Raw genomic sequence first — 14,777 nt, forward strand, 5'->3', positions numbered from 1 at the left:
GCGTAACGCAAACTCAACAAGGGCGGCAGTGCCGACAAAAGCGACGGAGGTGGGCGTGGACAACACGGTGTCCGGAGCGGCGCGGCATGCGGCCTTCGCACCGCTGGATGACGGGGGACGCGCCGAGGTCGTCGCCCGTCGGCTGGGGGAGGCGATCGCGCTCGGACTGCTGGAGGACGGCGAGCAACTGCCGCGCGAGTCGGAGCTCGCCGCACAGCTCAAGGTCGCCACGGTGACCTTGCGCGAAGCCTTGGCCTCGTTACGCCACGAGGGTCTGGTGGAAACCCGGCGTGGCCGGGGCGGGGGCAGCTTCGCCCGCTCCCCCGCCGACCCTTCGCTCGACCGGCTGCGGGCCACCCTCCGCGAGCTGAGTGTGCACGAGCTGCGGGAGATCGCCGATCAGCACCTCGCGGTCAGCGGCACCGCGGCGCTGCTGGCGGCCGAACGCGCCGACGACGGCGACATCGCGACCCTGCACGGCCTCGTCGACCAGCTGGGATCGGCGTGCACCCCGGGCGACCGGCGGCGCGCCGACGCCCGCTTCCACATCGAGATCGCGGCGGCCGCGCAGTCGTCCCGGCTGACGCGGCAGGAGATCGCACTGCAGGCGGAGGTGGGCGAGCTGCTGTGGATGCCGTCCGGCGAGGCGATCCCGCATCCGGACGCGATCGCGGACCATCGCGAGATATTGCGGGCGATCGAGGTCGGTGACGGTACGCTCGCGCGAACCCTCGCCGAGCGCCACGTCACCCGGGGAATCGATCGTCTGATCGAGTTCCACCTCCGGCTTGCGGGCGCATGAGAATGTCTGTGCGACACGGCAGCCGGACGCGGAAGTGGGGCGAACGTGACCGACGCGCGACAGGTGCACATCGGCGCCGCGGCCGATCGGGTCTCGGCTGTGCTCGACGACGCCTTCGGCTGGCTCGACCGGCTCGCGGGGCGACTCCGCCTGCTCCACGACTCGGCGCGGTCGGAAGGCCGCCCGCTACGCGCGGAGGAACTCGCCGACCTGCGTGAACCGATCTTCGCCCGGCTGCGGGAGCACCCCCGGCTGGTGGCGGGCACCGGGGTGATCCTGGCCGGTGATGTGCTGGCCGATCGCAGTCACTGGCTGGAGTGGTGGCAGAACCGGGCCGGCGACTCCCCGGTGTTTCTGGAGGTCGACCACGACCCGGCGAGCGTCGGCTACTACGACTACGCGACCGCGGCGTGGTTCGCGCTGCCGCGGCGCACCGGCCAGCGGGTGGCCGTCGGGCCGTACGTCGACTATTCGGGCACCGACGAGTACATGCTCACGCTGGCGAATCCGGTGTCCTCCGGCGAGTGGTTCCTCGGCGTCGCCGCGACCGACATCCGGGCCGACGCGTTCGAGTCTCTGCTGCTCCGCGCGCTGGGCGGCACGGGGCCACCGGCGGTGCTGGTGAACGCCACCGGCCGGGTGATCGCCTCGAACACCCCGCACAAGATCGCCGGTTCCCTGGTGGCCGAGCGGGAGCTGGACCCGGACCGGCCCGCCTACCCGGTGACGGCTCCGTGCGCCGCCGACTGTGCGGGCCTGCCGTGGCGCGTGTGCGCGCTGCGAGGCTGAGTCCCACCCGGCGCGCCCACCGCAACGACAATCGAGCACCCATACCCCGCGCCGAACAAGCTGCGCCTTCGATCGAGTGGAGGTGCCGGGCCGAAACCGCACCGCAACCACCACGACGGGGTCCGGGGACCTCCCCGGGCGGGGCTCTGGGGGCCGCGCCCCCAGAAGACACGACGAGGATCGAACACAGCGAAGGCCCCCGGCGACGAGCAGGGGCCTTCGATCGAGTGGAGCTTCGGGAGCGTACTCGAACTCCCGGCTGGTCCGACCTCAACTGGACCACGACCAGTCCGCACGAGCACGCACCGTGGGGCTCCGGGGGCTCGGCCCCCGCAATCAATACCCGAAACGAGAAACCGGCGAGCGCTCTCCGCGAGCACTCGCCGGTCTTCGAGTGGAGGTGCCGGGAATCGAACCCGGGTCCTCTGTCGCCTTTCCAGGGCTTCTCCGTGCGCAGTCCGCTGTGCCTCTACTCGGCCCCACCGGTCACGCGGACAAGCCGGTGTGACGGGCCCAGCCACTGTTCGTTTCCCAACCGGTCCCCGTGGCCGGGACCGGCGGTGAGCCTCCTAGCTGATGCCGGCAAACCGGGTCGGAGGCTTACCCGGGCCGACAGACTTCACACTCGCTCAGGCGGCGAGGGCGAAGTCGCGCTGACTGTTCGTCTTGGCGCTTATTTTAGTGCGACGACGCTCACGGTGGTCGTTGCCTGCACCGGCACGCTTCCCCTGGATCAACGTCCAGAGTCGAGACCGTTCACCCCCTTGTCGGTGTCACTCTTTCCACCCAGGATAACGCGACCCGCAAGCCGATAATTCCGCGGCGCCGGTAGGGCTGTCCCCACCGTGCACTGACCGGTGTGCTCCATGGTCCGGGCAGGTCAGAGCGGTGATGCTGGAACACCTCACCCCCGGCACGATCGAAGGGACCGCCCGCCATGAACCGCGCCGCCCGCAAGATCCCGCTCGCCGGCTCGCTCGGCTACCTGCTGCTCAACCTCCCGGCCGGCATCGCCGGCTTCGTCTTCGTGGTCACCACGCTGGCCGTGGGTGTCTCCACGGCGATCATCTGGGTGGGGGTGGCGGTTCTGGCGCTCACCGTGGTCGGCGTCCGCGCGGCCGCGACTGCCGAACGTGCCCGCATCCGCGCTCTGCTCGACATCACCATCCCGCAGCCCTACCGGCCGCTGCCCGGCACCGGGGCCCGCGCCCGCTGGCGCGCCCGCGTGCGCGATGCGGCGACCTGGCGTGACCTGGCCTACCTCGTGCTCCTGTTCCCGCTGGGCATCGCCGAGTTCGTTGTCGTGGTCACGAGCTGGGCGGTGGCCCTGGCGCACCTCGCGTTGCCGGTGTTCTACCGCTGGCTGCCGGACGGGGCCTACTTCTTCCCCAGCTACGACCTGCGGTGGATCGTCGTCGACTCCGTGCCGACCGCGTTGCCGTGGGCCGCCCTCGGGATGCTGCTGGCCTGCGTCGCCGTGGCCGTCACCCGCGGGCTCGCCACCGTGCACGCCCGGTTCGCCCTGGCGCTCCTCGGCCCGAGTGGTCGCCGCGTGCGGGAGGCGGAGGCGAGCTTCGCCGATACCCGCGTGCCCTCCACGGTGGCAGGATGAACCCCGGGGCGACGGACGGGGGACCCACCATGAGCGACGCCGCCACCGTGGCAAATCAGCCGCGGCCGAGCCCGGCCAGGTCGATCGCCTTCATGGTGCTCAGCTTCCCGCTGCGGCTGGTGCAGTTCATCACCGTCGTCGTGCTCGGTCTCGTCGGGATCGCCACCACGATCGTCTGGGTCGGCATCCCGGTGCTGATGCTGGCCACGCAGCTTGCCCAGTGGTTCGGCGACCTCGAACGGGCATGGGTCCGCAAGGCGCTCGACACCCCGGTCCCCGATGCCGAGCGCCGGCACGCCGAGGGCTGGGTGCGCCGCTGGTTCGCCCAGCTCACCGACCCCACGACCTGGCGGGATGTCGCCTACCTGCTGGCGGCGCTGCCGCTCGGCATCGTGGAGTTCGCCCTCGGCCTGGTGTCGATCGTGCTGCTGCCGATGGCCATCTGGGTGATGCCCGGTGCGGGCTGGCTGCACGGCCGGTTCGCGATGACCCTGCTGGGACCGCCGCGAGCCGACCGGCTGGAGGCCAAGGCTTCGCGGTTGCAGGCGTCGAGGGCTCGTGGCGTGGACGCCGCCGAGGCCGAGCGCAGGCGCATCGAACGCGATCTGCACGACGGCGCGCAGCAGCGGCTGGTGGCGGTCGCGATGACCGTCGGCCGGGCGAAGGCGAAGCTCGACGGCGACCCGGGCGAGCTGCGGGCCCTGCTGGACGAGGCCCACACCGACGCGAAGCTGGCCGTCGCCGAGCTGCGTGACCTGGCCCGCGGCATCTACCCCGCCGTGCTGGCCGACCGCGGGCTCGACGCGGCCCTCTCCGCACAGGCCGCGAAGTCGCCCGTGCCCGTGATGGTCGAGGTCGAGCTCGACGTCCGCCCGCCCGCGGCCGTGGAGACCACGGCGTACTTCATCGTGGGCGAGACGCTCGCCAACGTCGCCAAGCACTCGGGTGCCACCGAGGCGACCGTGCGGGTGTGGCGGGCGGAGGACACCGTGGTGGTCGAGGTGACGGACAACGGAGCCGGAGGCGCGTCGATGCGGCCGGGGGGTGGGCTTGCCGGGCTCGCCGACCGTGCTGCCACGATTGACGGCGTCATCTCCGTCGTCAGCCCATCCGGCGGTCCCACGGTGATCCGCGCGGACCTTCCCTGCACCTGGTGAGCTGACCATGTTCGCCACTGGGGGCAGGAATGCGCGTCGTGATCGCCGAGGACGCCGTGTTGTTGCGTGCGGGCGTGCAGCGGCTGCTCGCCGACGAGTCCATCGAGACGGTGGCGGCGGTGGGCTCGGGCGACGAGCTGCTGCCCGCCGTGGAACAGCATCGGCCTGACCTCGCGATCGTGGACGTCCGGATGCCGCCGACGTTCACCGACGAGGGCCTGCGCGCGGCCCTGCGCGCACGCGAGGTCGTGCCGAACCTGCCCGTGCTGGTGCTCTCCCAGTACGTCGAGGAGACCTACGCCGTCGAGCTGCTGTCCGCGGGCGCGGGCGGGGTCGGATACCTGTTGAAGGAGCGCGTCGCCGACGTCACCGACTTCCTGGACGCCGTGCGCCGCGTCGCCGCCGGTGGCACGGCGATCGACCCCGAGGTGATCTCCCAGCTGATGGCTCGCGGACGGAAGAACCCGCTCGACGCGCTGACCGCCCGCGAGGGCGAGGTGCTCGAGTTGATGGCGCAGGGTCTGTCCAACTCCGCGATCGCCAAGCGGCTCGTCGTCTCCCACGGCGCGATCGAGAAGCACATCGGCAACATCTTCACCAAGCTCGGCCTCGAGAACACCGCCGAGGAACACCGCCGCGTCCGCGCGGTGCTCACCTACCTCGGCCGCTGACGCGCCGGGGGTAGGGCGAACCCCACCCGCCCCGGGCGAAAACCGGAAGATCAAGACGCCGGTCTGCACCGCTGTGCCCGCACCGCCTGCCGACCAGGCTTGCCTGCATGACCGCAACCCGGAGCAACCCGCCACCCACGCGCGATCGCTTCCTCGACATCGTCCGTGCCGTTGCCATTCTCGGGTCGTCGTACAGCACTGGGCGATGCCGGTACTGGACTACTCCGGTGGCCGGCTCACCGCCGGCAACGCCATGACCACTTCGGGCTGGTGGCTGCTCACGTGGCTGTCGCAGGTGATGCCGCTCGTGTTCTTCGCGGGCGGTGCGGCGAACCTGATCTCCCTGCGTCGCGCGAGCTCCGTCCGGCTCTGGCTCGCCGGTCGCCTGCACCGGCTGCTGCTGCTGCCGGTCCTGCCGCTGTTCGCCGTGTGGCTCGTCGTGCCGACGGTGCTGCGGGACGCCGGTGTGCCGGAGCAACCCGTGGCGCTCGCCGGCGCGATCGCCGCGCAGCTGCTGTGGTTTCTCGGGGTCTACCTGCTCACGGTCCTCGCGACGCCGCTGCTGGCTCTCGCCCACCGCCGCTTCGGTCTCGCCGTGCCCCTCACGCTGAGCGCCGCCGCGGTCGCCGTGGACATAGCCCGCTTCGACGGCGTTCCTCTCGTCGGCTATGCCAACGCGGTGTTCGTCTGGCTCGCCGTACATCAGTTCGGTTTCCAGTACACCGACGGCTGGCTCGGCCGGTTGTCGCCGCGCGCCGCGCTCGGCCTCTCCGCCGCGGGGTTCGGTGTCACGGCGGTGCCGGTGGCGTTCGGTCCCTACGCGGCGAGCATGATCGGCATACCGGGTGAGCCCGTGTCGAACATGAGCCCGCCCGCCGCGTGCCTGGTGAGCCTCGCGGCGGGGCAGATCGGTCTCGTCCTCGCCGCGAAGAGGACGTTGACGACGTGGGCGCATCGGCCGGCGATCGGCACCGCGCTCGGCTGGGTGGGTCCGCGGTTCATGAGCATCTACCTGTGGCACATGCCCGCGCTCGTCGTGGTCACCGGAGGCACGGTGGTCGCGCTCGGCTACGCGACCCCGGCACCCGGCACCGTGCTGTGGCTTGCCGCGCTACCGGCGTGGCTGGCGGCCACCGGTCTCGTGCTGGTGGGGCTGCTGCGGGTGTTCAGCCGGTTCGAAGCGCTGCCGGCCGCGCCCTCGTCCCCGATGGTGTCCACGCGCCGGCTCGTCGCCGCCGGACTGCTCGCCTCGGGCGGCGTACTCGGACTGGCCGCGACCGGGTTCGCCGACGGGCCCGACCGTGGATCGCATTGGTCGCCTGTGCGTTCCTGCTCGGGAGGCACGCGGCAGGCCGGGTCCCCGCGACGAACCCCTAGAGTCCGAGCAGTTTGGCCGGGGTGTCGTGCAGCACCGCACGCAGGAACGGTTCGCCGAGGCGGTCGTCGGCGTCGGCCCAGCCGGCGATCGCCCGTAGCTGCGTGGCGTAGTCGTACGGGATGTTCGGGAAATCCGTGCCCAGCACGACGCGGTCGGGCACCTCCGCCAGCCGCTGCGGCCAGTCGGGGGGCGTCGGCATGAACCCCTCGGTGAACGGCACGCCCACCATGGTCGTGTCCAGGTACACGCGCGGAAACCGGTGCACCAGGGCGAGCGCGTCGTCGTACTCCGGCATCCCGGCGTGGGCGAGCACGGCGACGAGCTGTGGATGCCGGGCGAGCACCTCCGCGAACACGCCGATCCCGGTGTGCTCGCCGCGCAACGGCCCGTGTCCACAGTGGATCACCACCGGGATCCCCGCGTCGGCCAGCACTCCCCACGCCTCGTCGAGCAGCTCGTCCCGTGGGTCGTAGGCACCGACCTGGACATGTGCCTTGACGCAACGGGCACCTGCCCGCACCGCGGACTCCACGTAGGACGCCACGCCGGGCTCCGGGTACAGCGTCGCGGTCGGCACGGCGTCCGGCTCCCGCCGGGCGAACTCCAGCACCCACTCCGTGAGCCACTCGGCCATGTCCGGCTTGTGCGGGTAGACCAGCGGCGCGAACGTCCGCACACCGAGCGAGCGCAGCACGTGCAGCCGCTCCTGCTCGGGCAGCCGGTAGTGCACGGGCCAGTCCATGCCGTAGTGCTGGTCGGCCTGGTCGAAGTACGCCCACACCTTGGTGAGCACCCGCTCGGGCAGGAAGTGCACGTGGATGTCCACGAGCCCGTCCAGCCCGAGGCCTCGCACCCAGGCGGCGACGTCGCTGTCCGAAGCCGGGCCCGTCAACGGCGGTACTTTCCCTTCACGGCGCGGCCCATGGCCCTGGCCACTTCACGCTGGGCGTCCCGCTTGGCCAGGGCCTGCCGCTTGTCGTAGGCCTTCTTGCCCTTGGCCAGCGCGAGTTCGACCTTGACCTTGCCGTCCTTGAAGTAGAGCGACAGCGGCACGAGGCTGACGCCGCCCTCCTTCGTCTTGCCGATCAGCTTCTGGATCTCCCCGCGGTGCAGCAGCAGCTTCCGCGTCCGGCGTGGCGCGTGGTTGGTCCACGTGCCCTGCGCGTACTCGGGGATGTGCAGGTTACGGAGGAAGACCTCGCCGTCGTCGACGGTGGCGAACGCGTCGACCAGCGACGCCTTGCCCGCGCGCAGGCTCTTCACCTCGGTACCCACGAGGGCGACGCCCGCCTCGTAGGTATCGAGGATCGAGTAGTCGTGCCGCGCCCGGCGGTTCGACGCGATCACCTTGCGCCCGACTTCCTTGGCCATGATTCGACTTTAACCGCTAGTGGCGGACATAGAGGCGCAGTGTCACGTACCCGGTGATCGCCGAGATCAGCACCGACACGCCGAGCAGGATCGGAGCCACGGGGAACAGCACGTCGATCAGCTCGATCTTCGGGATCGCCCCGCCCGTCGCCTCGAGGATGCGGTCGAGCGCGACGTACTTGAGGGTGATCAGCCCCGCGACGCCGATCACGGCACCGAGGACGCCGGCGACCACCGCCTCCAGGAGAAACGGCAGCTGCGTGTACCAGCGGGTGGCGCCGACGAGCCGCATGATGCCCACCTCGGTCCGCCGGGTGTAGGCCGAGACCTGGATGGTGTTGGCGATCAGCAGCACGGCCGCGAGCGCGGCGATGAGCGCGATGATGAACGTGCCGTTCCGGCCGGAGTTGAGCAGGCTGAAGAAGCGGTCGAGGAACTTGTTCTGGTCGTCGACGTTGGCCACCCCTGCCTGGCCGCTGAACTCCTGGACGATCACCTCGCTGCGCGCGGGATCGAAGAGCTTGACGTGCAGGGACGCGGGCAGCGCCTCGGGCCGCGCGAGCTCGACGAGCTCGGGCTGGCCCTCGAAGATCCGCTTGAACCGTTCGTAGGCCTCGGCCCGGTCCTCGAACACCACGGACTCGACGGCCTGGTTGCTCTCGAGGGCCTGCCGGATCGACGAGCACGGCTCGCCCGTGCAGTTCTGGTCGTTGGCGCTGATGTCCTCGGTGAGGTAGATCGTCACCTCGACGTCGTCGAGGTAGCTGGCCTTCATCTTGTCGATGGTGCGGACGAAGAGCAGGCCACCACCGAACATCCCCAGCGAGATGGCGGTGGTCAGGATCATGGCGATGGTCATCGTGATGTTCCGGCGCAGACCGGTGACGACCTCGCTGAAGACGAAGCTGGCGCGCATCTAGGGCACGGTTCCTTGGGTCGGGGGTACGTGGGGGGCGGGGACTTGCCGGGTGTGGGACGTCGCTGCGGGGGATCAGCGACCGACGCCGTACACCCCTCGCTTGTCGTCGCGGATCACCCTGCCGAGGTCCAGTTCGACGACGCGACGGCGCATGGAGTCGACGATCGAGTGGTCGTGGGTCGCCATCAACACCGTGGTGCCGGTGCGGTTGATCCGCTCCAGCAGCAGCATGATGTCCTGGCTGGTGTCGGGGTCCAGGTTGCCCGTCGGCTCGTCGGCCAGCAGCACCAGCGGCCGGTTCACGAACGCGCGTGCGATCGCCACCCGCTGCTGCTCACCACCGGAGAGCTCGTGCGGCATCCGGTCCGCCTTGCCTTCGAGGCCGACCAGTTCGAGCACCTCGGGCACCACCTTGGTGATGGTGCGCTTGGGCTTGCCGATCACCTCGAGGGCGAACGCGACGTTCTCGGCGACCGTCTTGTTCGCCAGGAGCCGGAAGTCCTGGAAGACGCAGCCGATCGTCTGGCGCAACCGGGGGATCTTGCGCCGGGGCATCTTGGCCACGTCGAAGTTCGACACCATCACCCGACCCTTGCTGGGCACCTCCTCCCGCAGCAACAGTCGGAGGAACGTCGACTTCCCTGAACCCGAAGGGCCGATGAGGAAGACGAACTCGCCCTTGTCCACATCGACCGAAACGCCGTCCAGGGCGGGACGTGTCGAGGTCTTGTAGACCTTGGAAACAGAATCGAGCCGGATCACGATCGGCCATACTACCCACGGCCGCCGTTAAGCCCGGGTTGCATGTGTGAAGCGCTACGCCGCGGCCGTTTCCTGTTGCTTGCGCCACCGGATTCCGGCTTCGAGGAAGGCGTCGATCTCACCGTCGAGCACGGCCGAGGGATTGCCCACTTCGTACTCCGTGCGCAGGTCCTTCACCAGCTGGTACGGGTGCAGAACGTAGGAACGCATCTGGTTGCCCCAGCTGGAACCGCCGTCACGCAGTGCGTCCAGTTCCGCACGCTCCTCGGCCTTTTTCCGCTGCAGCAGCTTGGCCTGCAGCACCTTCATCGCGGCCGCCTTGTTCTGCAGCTGCGATTTCTCGTTCTGGCAGGAAACGACGATGCCGGTCGGAAGGTGCGTGATGCGCACGGCGGAGTCGGTGGTGTTCACGCTCTGCCCACCGGGCCCTGACGAGCGGTACACGTCCACGCGGATGTCCTTCTCCGGGACGTCGACGTGGTCGACCTCCTCCACCTCCGGCAACACCTCGACGTGGGCGAAGGACGTCTGCCTGCGGCTCTGGTTGTCGAACGGCGAGATGCGCACCAGGCGGTGAGTGCCCTGTTCCACCGAGAGCGTGCCGTAGACGTAGGGAGCGCTGACCTTGAAGGTGGCCGAGCGGATGCCGGCTTCCTCGGCGTAGGAGATGTCGTAGACCTCGGTCGGGTACCCGTGCCGCTCGGCCCACCGCAGGTACATGCGCAGGAGCATCTCGGCCCAGTCTGCGGCGTCGACCCCGCCTGCCTCGGAGCGGATGGTCACCACGGCGTTGCGTTCGTCATATTCGCCGGAGAGCAGCGTGCGGACCTCGAGCGCGTCGATGTCCTTGGCCAGTGCCGTGAGCTCGTTCTCGGCCTCGGTCTTGCTGGCCGCGTCGCCCTCGGCCTCCGCCAGCTCGTGCAGGACTCCGAGGTCGTCGAGCCGCTGACGCAGTTCGGTCACCCGCCGGACCTCGGCCTGCTTGTGCGAGAGCTGGCTGGTGACCTTCTGCGCCGACTCCGGGTTGTCCCAGAGGTCGGGGCGGGCCGCCTCCTCCTCGAGCGAGGCGACCTCCTTGCGCAGGGCATCGACGTCCATCACGGACTCGATCCGCGTCAGCTTGCCCCCGAGGTCCTTGAGGATGTCTTCGAACTCAGCACTCACAACCCACAAGGTTACGGCAATTCGTGCGGCCGCTCGCGGCGGCCGCACGTCTTGCCCCGTCAGCTCGACGCGACGGCGTCGAGAAGCTTCAGCGCGGCCTTGGCGTGTGCCTGGCCGAACTCCGCCACCGCCTTCGCGAGGGGGTCCGGAGCGGCCTTGACGGCGGCCTTGGCCTCGTCGAGCTCCTCGGTGTAGGTCGCCCGCGCCGACTCGAAGAGGTTCTGGCGCTGCTTGGGCGTGAGCACACCGGCATGCACGACCCGGAGGATGAGCGGCGAGCGCAGGTGGTCGGGGGTGGCCTCACTGGTCACCCACGCCTTGAAGGCCTTCTTGCCCGCTGCGGTGATCAGGTACTGCTGGCTCGATCGCGGCCCCTGCTTGCCGAGCCTCACATAGCCCGCCTTGTGCAGGGCGGGGAGCTCCCGGTAGACCTGGCTCCTCGTCACGCTGAAGAACGCTCCGAAGCGTTCCTCGGCTCCGGCGACGAGCTCACCACCGGTGGCGGGGCCATCGTGAAGCAGACCAAGCAGTGCTGCGGCTGTTGCGTTCAAATCGGACACGTATATACCGTGCCACGTTCTCGCGTATCTGTCCACTGTGGTCCCGACACTTGTCCACTGTGGAGCCCTGCCCACACCGGGACACCCCCCGCCTGAACAGCAAAAAGGCCCGGATCGCGTGATCCGGGCCTCTGCCTGGTAGCGGGGACAGGATTTGAACCTGCGACCTCTGGGTTATGAGCCCAGCGAGCTACCGAACTGCTCCACCCCGCGTCGTTGTGTTTGCAACTCTACCTCACCCAAGATCGTGCCCAGCGAGGGGGTCACCCAAGCCGGCCGACGCCCCAGCGACCCGCCTACCTAAGGGGGCCCAGGGGGGCGAAGCCCTCCGGGTGGGGGCGCGGGGTCCGACCCCCACAACAATGCGAAAGAGGCCCGGTCTGCGCCTTCCGCAAACACGGGCCTCTCGCCTCTGTAGCGGGGACAGGATTTGAACCTGCGACCTCTGGGTTATGAGCCCAGCGAGCTACCGAACTGCTCCACCCCGCGTCGGTGACACCCACTTTACGCCTTGGTTTCCGGTCGGTGCAAAGCGGGTGCCCACCTGGTGGCCGTGATGTCAGCCACCCGCGTTCTGCGCCTCCTCGTAGCGCCGTGCGGCGGCGTCCAGCTCGGCCAGCGCCTGCCCCTGCGCGGTGAAGTCGCCGGACTGCTGAGCGCTCCGCAGCTTCTCCAACGCGGCCTGGATGTCGGCGACGGCCTGGCTCAGGTCGGCGTTACCGCTGCCACCGTCCGCGGGCGGCGGCTGCTGTTGCTGCGTGCCCGTTGGCGGCGGCGTGGTCGGCGCGCCCGTCGCGTCGTCGGGCGACCCCTGCGCGGGCCCGGTCGCCGCCTCTCCCGTGCCCTCGCCGAACACCTGGTCGAGCGCACCGTTCAACGTGGACGCGAAGCCGATCTTGCCGCCGAACGACACCAGCACACGTGCGAGCTGTGGGTAACTCTGCGCGTTGCGCTGCTGGATGTAGATCGGCTCCACGTACATGAACCCACCTGCCACCGGCAGCGTCAGCAGATTGCCGTAGATGATGTCGACGCTCTGGTTGCCGAGCAGCGTCCGGTCCTGGGTGAACGCCGGATTCGACTGGAAGGCGTTTTGCACCTGGACGGGACCCTCGAGCTGGTTACCGCCCGTCGGCAGCCGGAGCACGGTCATCTTCCCGTAGTTCTCCGGGTCGGACGACACCGTGACCCAGGCCGCCAGGTACTGCCGCGCGAGCGGGGTCAGCGCACTGGTGAGCTGGAACGTCGGCTGGTTCTGTCCCGGCGCCTGAGCCAGCACGTAGTACGGCGGCTGCTTGGCCGCGTCGGAGTTCGGGTCGAGCCCGCCCTCCTGCGTCGGGTCCTGCGGCACGTTCCAGAACGTCTGCGTGGAGTAGAACTCCTGCGGGTTCTGCACGTGGTACTTCGTCAGCAGCTCCCGCTGGATCTTGAACATGTCCTCCGGGTAGCGGAAGTGCTCCCGCAGCTCGTTCGTCACCTCGGAGCTGGGCTTGACGATGCCCGGGAAGACGTTCATCCACGCCGACAGCACCGGGTCCTTGTCGTCGACCTGGTAGAGGTTCACGGTGCCGTCGAAGGCGTCGACCGTGGCCTTCACGGAGTTGCGGACGTAATTGATCTGGTTGTCCTGCTGCCGGGCGACCCCGCTGAGCGAGTCCTGGGTCGCCGTGCCGAGGGACGTCCGCTGCGAGTACGGGAAGTTGTTCAGCGTCGTGTAGCCGTCGACGATCCACTGGATCCGCCCGTCGATCACCGCCGGGTACGGGTCGCCGTCCGCGGTGAGCCACGGCGCGACCTTCTCCACCCGCTCGCGCGGGTCGCGGTTGTACATGATCTTCGAGTTCTCGCCGATGGCGTCGGAGAACAGGATGTTGCGCTCCCCGTACTCCGCGGCGAAGACGAGCCTGTTGAACCAGTTGTCGATCGGCACGCCGCCACGGCCCTGGTACAGGTAGCTGCGGTCGGTCGCCGTGTCGTACTCACCGGGGGCCTGGCCACGCTGCCCGCCGACGATGGCGTAGTCGGTGGCGAGCTCGCCGTAGTATATGCGCGGCTCGTCGACCCGGATACCGGATCCGTTGGGGTTCTGCGTGTCGCTGGTGCGCGCGATCGGGTACCCGCCGTCGCTGTTCGCGCCCTCGATGGCACGGTCGATCGTGTTGGCGGGTGCCGCGACGAAGCCGTTGCCGTGCGTGTAGACGAGGTGGCGGTTGATCCAGGTCTGCTGGTTCTCCCGCAGGCCGCTGGTGTTGATCTCCTTCGCGGCGACGATGTAGGACTGCTTCTCGCCGTTGACCGTGTAACGGTCGATGTCGAGCTTGTCCGGGAAGCCGTAGAAGTTCTCGCGGCCGACCCGCTGCGTGAAGGTCGGGCTGAGCACGTTCGGGTCGAGCAGCCGCACGTTCGGGATGGTTCCCTGCTCGTCGCGGATCTGCTGTGGACTCGCCTCGGATTGGCCCGTGTAGTTGCGGTACTCCACGTCCCCGAGGCCGTAGGCGTAGCGGGTCGCCTCCATGTTCCGCTGGATGGAGGTCGCCTCGCGCTCGTTGGCGTTCGGGCGCACCGAGAACTGCTCCAGCACCGCGGGCCAGGCGACGCCGATGATGATGCCCGACAGGATCAGCAGCACCAGCGCGATCGCCGGCAGCTGGATGTTGCGCAGGAAGGCGCCCACGAAGAACGCGATCGCGCAGAACACCGAGATACACAGCAGGATCAGCTTGGCGGGCAGCACCGCGTTCAGGTCGGTGTACGTGGCGCCGGTGAACAGGTTGTTGCGGTCCGAGAGCAGCAGGTCGTACCGGTCGAAGAAGTACTCGACCGCCTTGAGCAGCACGAACAGCCCGATCAGGACCGAGAGGTGCACCCGCGCCGAGCCCGAGACCTGCCCGCCACGGCCCGCCAGGCGGATGCCGCCGAACAGGTAGTGGGCGAGCAGGCCGCCGATGAACGCCACGACGATCGCGACGAACAGCCAGCCGAGCAGCCAGCCGTAGAACGGCAGCTCGAAGACGTAGAAGCCGATGTCGTGCCCGAACTGGGGATCGGTGCGGTTGAATTCGGTCCCGTTGAGGAACAGCTGCACGATCTCCCAGTTGCCCTGGCCCGAGACCCCGGCGATGAGGCCGGCGAGCACGGGGATGCCGATGCCGAACAGCCGCACCCGCGCGACCACGACGGAGCGGTACCGCGCGAGCGGGTCGTCCGCGCCCGCGACCGGCACGAACACGGGCCGCGTGCGGTAGGCGATCACGAGGCTGACGGCCAGCAGCCCGCCGACGAGGATGCCCGAGGCGAAGAACAGGGCGATCCGGGTCAGCAGAACGGTGCTGAAGACGTTGCGCGCGCCGACCTCACCGAACCACAGCCAGTCGACGTAGGTGTCCAGGAACCGTGCGCCGAGCAGCAACAACAGAATGAGGGCGGCCGCGATCGTCAGCAGGATGCGAGCTCGCCGGGACAGCTTGGGCAGGCTGACTGGGGGCCGGGTGGCCACTACGCACACTCCTGTGGTCGAGACTGACGTTCCGGGGGCGCCAGCGCTGCGAGCGTCCCATGATTACTCAACTCTACGGATGCGGGCGAGAGTTCC

Annotated in this window: 12 protein-coding genes, 2 tRNA genes, 1 other RNA gene and 1 pseudogene; 6 read left to right on the forward strand and 10 right to left on the reverse strand. The window is 69.4% G+C overall.

All coding sequences use genetic code 11. The annotated features are described in order from the left end of the window. Positions 1-55: 55 nt before the first annotated feature. Both ACFSZT_RS26710 and ACFSZT_RS26715 read left to right on the forward strand, forming a co-directional pair. Positions 56-802: a FadR/GntR family transcriptional regulator gene (locus ACFSZT_RS26710; protein WP_377387912.1), complete on the forward strand. Its 747-nt coding sequence runs from the start codon at positions 56-58 to the stop codon at positions 800-802. A 45-nt stretch (positions 803-847) separates the two neighbouring features. Next, a complete protein-coding gene (locus ACFSZT_RS26715; RefSeq protein ID WP_377387910.1) occupies positions 848-1,591 on the forward strand; it encodes a cache domain-containing protein in 744 nt (247 codons plus the stop codon). 392 nt (positions 1,592-1,983) lie between these two features. Here ACFSZT_RS26715 and ssrA read toward each other — a convergent pair. Further along, positions 1,984-2,355, reverse strand: a transfer-messenger RNA (tmRNA) gene (gene ssrA / locus ACFSZT_RS26720). A 173-nt stretch (positions 2,356-2,528) separates the two neighbouring features. On the opposite strand from ssrA, the gene ACFSZT_RS26725 reads away from it, so the two are divergent. From ACFSZT_RS26725 to ACFSZT_RS26740, 4 genes and pseudogenes are all read left to right on the forward strand, one after another. Next, a complete protein-coding gene (locus ACFSZT_RS26725; RefSeq protein WP_377387908.1) occupies positions 2,529-3,203 on the forward strand; it encodes a sensor domain-containing protein in 675 nt (224 codons plus the stop codon). A gap of 29 nt (positions 3,204-3,232) precedes the next feature. After that, positions 3,233-4,360 carry a sensor histidine kinase gene (locus ACFSZT_RS26730; protein ID WP_377387906.1) on the forward strand — a complete coding sequence of 376 codons (1,128 nt, stop codon included), beginning with the start codon at positions 3,233-3,235 and terminating at the stop codon, positions 4,358-4,360. A gap of 29 nt (positions 4,361-4,389) precedes the next feature. Next, entirely contained in the window at positions 4,390-5,031 is a 642-nt protein-coding gene (locus tag ACFSZT_RS26735; protein ID WP_377387904.1) for a response regulator transcription factor, read from the forward strand. Between the two features lie 107 nt (positions 5,032-5,138). Next, positions 5,139-6,408: pseudogene (locus ACFSZT_RS26740) on the forward strand (acyltransferase family protein). On the opposite strand, the gene ACFSZT_RS26745 reads toward ACFSZT_RS26740, so the two are convergent. The 9 genes from ACFSZT_RS26745 to ACFSZT_RS26785 form a co-directional block, all read right to left on the reverse strand. Beyond that, positions 6,405-7,301 (reverse strand): amidohydrolase family protein, encoded by an 897-nt coding sequence (locus ACFSZT_RS26745; RefSeq protein WP_377387902.1) that lies wholly within the window; start codon positions 7,299-7,301, stop codon positions 6,405-6,407. The pseudogene ACFSZT_RS26740 and the gene ACFSZT_RS26745 sit on opposite strands and share 4 nt — an antisense overlap. Beyond that, positions 7,298-7,780 carry an SsrA-binding protein SmpB gene (gene smpB, locus ACFSZT_RS26750; RefSeq protein WP_377387900.1) on the reverse strand — a complete coding sequence of 161 codons (483 nt, stop codon included), beginning with the start codon at positions 7,778-7,780 and terminating at the stop codon, positions 7,298-7,300. The genes ACFSZT_RS26745 and smpB overlap by 4 nt, the downstream gene beginning before the upstream one ends. A 16-nt stretch (positions 7,781-7,796) precedes the next feature. Next, positions 7,797-8,696, reverse strand: a complete 900-nt coding sequence (ftsX, locus tag ACFSZT_RS26755) for a permease-like cell division protein FtsX (RefSeq protein WP_377387898.1) — start codon at positions 8,694-8,696, stop codon at positions 7,797-7,799. A 75-nt stretch (positions 8,697-8,771) separates the two neighbouring features. Continuing rightward, positions 8,772-9,461 (reverse strand): cell division ATP-binding protein FtsE, encoded by a 690-nt coding sequence (gene ftsE / locus ACFSZT_RS26760; protein WP_377387896.1) that lies wholly within the window; start codon positions 9,459-9,461, stop codon positions 8,772-8,774. 54 nt (positions 9,462-9,515) lie between these two features. Next, positions 9,516-10,625 (reverse strand): peptide chain release factor 2, encoded by a 1,110-nt coding sequence (gene prfB / locus ACFSZT_RS26765; protein ID WP_377387894.1) that lies wholly within the window; start codon positions 10,623-10,625, stop codon positions 9,516-9,518. A 59-nt stretch (positions 10,626-10,684) separates the two neighbouring features. After that, positions 10,685-11,185, reverse strand: a complete 501-nt coding sequence (locus ACFSZT_RS26770; RefSeq protein ID WP_377387892.1) for a PadR family transcriptional regulator — start codon at positions 11,183-11,185, stop codon at positions 10,685-10,687. Between the two features lie 136 nt (positions 11,186-11,321). After that, positions 11,322-11,398: transfer RNA gene (locus ACFSZT_RS26775), tRNA-Met, on the reverse strand. Between the two features lie 202 nt (positions 11,399-11,600). Further along, positions 11,601-11,674 (reverse strand) — tRNA-Met (locus tag ACFSZT_RS26780). A 70-nt stretch (positions 11,675-11,744) separates the two neighbouring features. After that, the gene (locus tag ACFSZT_RS26785; protein WP_377387890.1) at positions 11,745-14,681 is read right to left on the reverse strand and encodes a UPF0182 family protein; all 2,937 of its coding nucleotides are present in this window, start codon (positions 14,679-14,681) and stop codon (positions 11,745-11,747) included. Positions 14,682-14,777 lie beyond the last annotated feature (96 nt).

The organism is Prauserella oleivorans (assembly GCF_042685745.1).
GTDB classification, from domain to species: Bacteria; Actinomycetota; Actinomycetes; order Mycobacteriales; family Pseudonocardiaceae; genus Prauserella_A; species Prauserella_A oleivorans.

Bases quoted from the DNA above. Each gene is read 5' to 3' on its own strand.
- ACFSZT_RS26725 (WP_377387908.1), top strand. From the start codon at position 2,529: ATGAACCGCGCCGCCCGCAAGATCCCGCTCGCCGGCTCGCTCGGCTAC.
- ACFSZT_RS26730 (WP_377387906.1), top strand. From the start codon at position 3,233: ATGAGCGACGCCGCCACCGTGGCAAATCAGCCGCGGCCGAGCCCGGCC.
- ACFSZT_RS26735 (WP_377387904.1), top strand. From the start codon at position 4,390: ATGCGCGTCGTGATCGCCGAGGACGCCGTGTTGTTGCGTGCGGGCGTG.
- smpB (WP_377387900.1), bottom strand. From the start codon at position 7,780: ATGGCCAAGGAAGTCGGGCGCAAGGTGATCGCGTCGAACCGCCGGGCG.
- ftsX (WP_377387898.1), bottom strand. From the start codon at position 8,696: ATGCGCGCCAGCTTCGTCTTCAGCGAGGTCGTCACCGGTCTGCGCCGG.